Raw genomic sequence first — 4,843 nt, forward strand, 5'->3', positions numbered from 1 at the left:
ACACGAAGTAATGATATCGTACGAACTAAGATTTAAGAAAGAAGAAGTGGTATCGCCAAGATACTTCTAACGAAAATATTTTGATGTTGTGTTTAAAACCCGAGTCGCAGCTTTCCTTGTTGTGGCTTGGGTTTTGTTTTTCAGTACCTTATCATCCTTTACAAATAATACCAAATTGACCACAAAATGCCGCATATGAATTTGTTCTTTTCCGTTTCTACTGCGTTGAAAAATTATAACGTAGCTCGGCTATGCTAAAATTTTTCGCCTTGTACAAACGGAAAATAACCGACATATCCAATACGGCATTTTATAATCAAATTGGTATAAGCATTAAAACCAACTTACTACAATTATTATTCTTATTAAACTCCTGCTTTTGTTTCAACACCAACATAACTTTCATAATATTATCAAACACAGACATTTGTCCCATTATGAAACAAGAAAGCGAAAGCAAAAAAAGCGCTAACATGCTGAATATCTACACACTAAAAACAAATGGCACAACTATTGTTTATATCGCCTCGAACTTAAAAACAAAACACAATGATTAAATGCACTGATTTCCCTACTGATTTTTATTTGGATAATTTGATATTATGTCATAATTTGCATAAGTAATTTATTGATTCTGAAATTTAAAGAAGGTAAAAAATAAGGGGTTATTCATACTTTCCGGACAATTTCACATCAAACTTTTTAATAACCAAACGGACAATAAATGCAATTCATATTGTATTTACTCTCCACGTGTATTGAATGCGTCAATTTATACTGACTGCATTAATGATGACTGTAAATAATTATAACACCAACAATATGAAAAAATTTCACCCTTACAATGATTTAACTGGAAAGTCAAGCATTTGTGCACAATTAAATACCACGAAGTGGTTTTTAGGTATACAACTTATAATTGTACTTATCCTGTTTACATTTAGTATTTCTCTGGCACAGAATAGTAATATCTTTCAAGTTTCTGATAATCGATCGGAAGTAATTAGCGTATTAAGTACGGATTCGAATATTGATGTTGAACATTTCATGAGACTTAGGTACGATTTACAACCTACAATCTTTATTGAAAACAATTCAATAGCTAACATTTCCGAAGAAGGTATATCTGTTGTTCGATTAGACGATATGTCCTCAAACGAAATATTAAAAAATGACATTCCGGGATTTCATACATCCGAGCTCTTGTTTATTTCTATAAAGAAAGCTAGTGATTTGCAGCAGCAAATCGACGTTCAAACTCTTACAAACTTCGATAGACTAAAGTATATTTTTATACTCTCATATATATCAGTAAGTGATGAAGATATACACAATTTACTGATAAACGCTGATGCCTCTATTTCCATCATCTATTCTTTAGCAACAGAGAATTAGGCTCGAAAGTAAAACGCTAAAATTCCTTAATTATGAAAACATTTAATAACAATATTCTTAATAGAAAAGGATCCTTGCCGAGATTAGCTATTTTTGCGCTATCTCTTATGCTTTTGGGTATTACTTCCACTGCCCAGGTGCGTGAACCCTTTGAGCCAAGATCTTCTGAATTCACCCCTAACAAAACTACATATAGCATTAAGGGTGATTTTACAATGATCGGGAATACAAATCTAACATTGTATAATTATAATGATAACAGGAACAACAGTCAGAATTATATGATATATGTTGATGAAGATACTGATGGAAGTACTCAAAACTCTTCTTCAGCTACTCTTCAATTCTCAACAGAAAATGATGCTTTGCCAGGATGTTCAAATGTAATATACGCAGGACTGTACTGGACCGGAAGAATGTATTACGGTAGCAATTTAAGTTCAACTGAAAGGCTTGCTATGCGTACTGTGAAGTTTAAAGCACCGGGAGGTTCATACCAAACTTTACAAGCTAACGATGATGAGATTCGATATCCCGGAGATAATGACATGTACGCCGGTTATATTGAAGTTACCGACATTGTAAAAAATGCAGGTGAAGGTGAATACTGGCTTGCCGATATGGCACTTTCTCAGGGCAACGGTGGCAGCACCGGTTACTATGGTGGATGGGGACTGGTAGTAGTTTACGAAAACTCAAAGATGAAATGGCGTGACATTACGGTATTTGATGGATATGCCTATGTACAAGGAAGTACGGCAAACCACACGCTTGAAGTCTCCGGATTTAATACCGTTCAGGCAGGACCTAATGAAGAAATGGTGCCCGTTGATATCAAAATGGGGTTTATGGCAGGAGAAGGCGATGTTGGCATTTCGGGCGACTACTTTGAAATTCAAAAACAGGTTGATAATTCTTATATGCGTTTATCGCATACAGGAAATACGACCGAAAATTTCTTTAACAGCTCTATCGAAACCGGAGGTAATCTGCGAAATCCAAACCTACCGAATAATACCGGACTTGATATAAGTATGTTTAATGTGGTAAACACAGACAACGAAGTTATTGCAAATAGTCAGACTTCCACAAAATTCAGATATGGCTCAACACAAGACACTTATGTGATTTTCAGTATAGTATTTGCCGTAGATGCCTATATTCCGGAAACAGAAGCCATTGTTACAAACACAGCTATTAACGGGGTTCCTAATCCAGTTAGTCTTTTTACAGATCCCGGGCATATATTGGATATTGAAGTAGAGCTTAAAAATAAAGGCACGGAAGCAACAGACAACACCTTAATTGTAATACCAATACCCTATACAGCAAGTTTTGTTGAAAATAGTATTAGTTCAACTATTTATCCTCCTTTAAACTCAAGCAATGCAGCACCTGTATTTGATCCTAACTTAGGGGCAACAGGCTCTATTGTTTGGGATATCGGCAATTTCCCTTTACCGTCTGATCCTGATCACCTACTCGCGAGTATCTCATTTCAATTAAAAGCAACAGAGGATTGTTCTATTTTAATTAACCCCAATTGTACTCCAAGAATAGCTATTACCGGAACCACCAGCGGAGTTGGAGCGACTACCGGTACGCCATTTGAACATGGATTTATTCAAGGGCATGAGACAAGCGGTAATTGTGTTGGCGAACCTATCCCCTCTCCACTTTATATTGATTTTGATGATGCTGCTGTTGGAGAACATTGTACCGGAGATCCCGACGATTATAACAGAGAGTTCTATTATTGTAACCGAGATGGCCTGCCTGTTCAAGTAGCAGAAGTCGAAGCACATTTTCCTCCAGGTTCAAGATTTTACAATGAATATCCTATTAATGACCAATCAACAGAATTTACTGCAGATGATCCATTTCCGGCGACAATAGGAACGGCAACTTATTATGCAATTCCCCCGGGAATAACAAATTGCTTTTTCGTATTCGATATTATTATAGATGATGTTAGAAGTACTCCAACAGTAAATGATGTTGACTATTGTTTAAATGATGCTGCGGTGGCTTTAACTGCCACTCCAAGCAACCCATCATATAACTTATATTATTACACAGATAACAATCCTTCAACAACTGCTCAAACATCAATTATTCCTTCTACAGCAAATGCCGGACAAACAACATATTATATTGCTGAAGGACTTTCAAATGCCTGCATTAGCCCAAACAGGGCACCAATTGTTGTTTCGGTAATTGCACCTCCATCGTGTGAAATTACAGGAAGTAGTTCCGTTTGCCCATCCAGCACAAATAATATTTATTCTGCTCCGGCTGGCATGGATTCTTACAGTTGGAGTATTACCTCAGGAACTGCCACATTAAATGGTGCGTCTGATGAGCAAACCGTTGAAGTTATTGCCGGCAGTTGCAATGAGGATTTTACACTAGAACTAACAGTTACCAATAGTAATGAATGTAGCTCTACTTGTAGTTTGGATGTGAAGGTTGAGGATGATGTTGATCCAACATGGACAGTTGAACCAAGCGACATGACAAGCGTTGCCTGCGATCCTGCTACCAATGCTACTGCATTTGCAAACTGGTTGGCAAGCTTCTCTGGAACTGACGAGTGCGGTACAGCAACAGTTACCCACAACAGTCCTGGATTAAGCGATGGTTGTGGTGCAACAGGTACTGAAACTGTTACATTTACTTTAACCGACGAATGTGGAAATGACATTACAAAAGATGCAACTTTCACAATTATCGACGATACTGATCCAACAATCGACAACTCGGAAAAAGAAGACCTTACCGTAGAGTGTGCTGATGACTGGAGTGCTGATTTGCAGGCATGGTTAAACAATGCCGCCGGAGCAACAGCATCTGACCTTTGTGGGGATGTTGAATGGTCAAACAATTACGATGCAAATAACCTTAGCGACCTTTGCGGGGCGACAGGTGCCGTAACGGTTACATTTACTGCTACCGACGAATGCCAGAACACAGCAACAACAACTGCTGTATTTACTATCGAAGATACTACTGATCCAACAATCGACAACACCAATTTAAGTAACATAGAAATTGAATGTGGCATAGATCAAGTAAATAAACTGTCAGATTGGTTAGCCAATAATGCTGGAGCTACTGCAACAGATAATTGTAGTGGAGTTACCTGGAGTAACAACTATGGAGAAGAAGATGACGTAGATTGTGACAATGGTGCAATAACAGTAATATTTACAGCTACAGATGCGTGCGGAAATGAAAGCACCACTTCAGCAAGCTATTCGATCCAGGACAATACCGCTCCTGAATTTGTTGAAGAACTTCCGGCTGATGTAACTGTTGAGTGTGATGCAATTCCTGCTGCAGCTGTGCTTACCGCTACCGATAACTGTGGCGAAGCTACTGTGGCAATGATGGAAACAAGCACCGAACCGGAAACTTGCGATAACTATACAATCACCCGCGTTTGGAC

At 38.1% G+C, this 4,843-nt stretch carries 2 protein-coding genes; both read left to right on the forward strand.

All coding sequences use genetic code 11. The features are described 5' to 3' along the window. The first annotated feature begins 822 nt into the window (after positions 1-822). The gene (locus BMW53_RS20425; protein WP_139178296.1) at positions 823-1,395 is read left to right on the forward strand and encodes a hypothetical protein; all 573 of its coding nucleotides are present in this window, start codon (positions 823-825) and stop codon (positions 1,393-1,395) included. A 32-nt stretch (positions 1,396-1,427) separates the two neighbouring features. Continuing rightward, positions 1,428-4,843: PKD-like domain-containing protein (locus BMW53_RS20435; RefSeq protein ID WP_139178298.1), on the forward strand; the 3,416-nt coding region annotated here is incomplete at its 3' end.

The organism is Draconibacterium orientale, assembly GCF_900111425.1.
Taxonomy (GTDB): domain Bacteria; phylum Bacteroidota; class Bacteroidia; order Bacteroidales; family Prolixibacteraceae; genus Draconibacterium; species Draconibacterium orientale.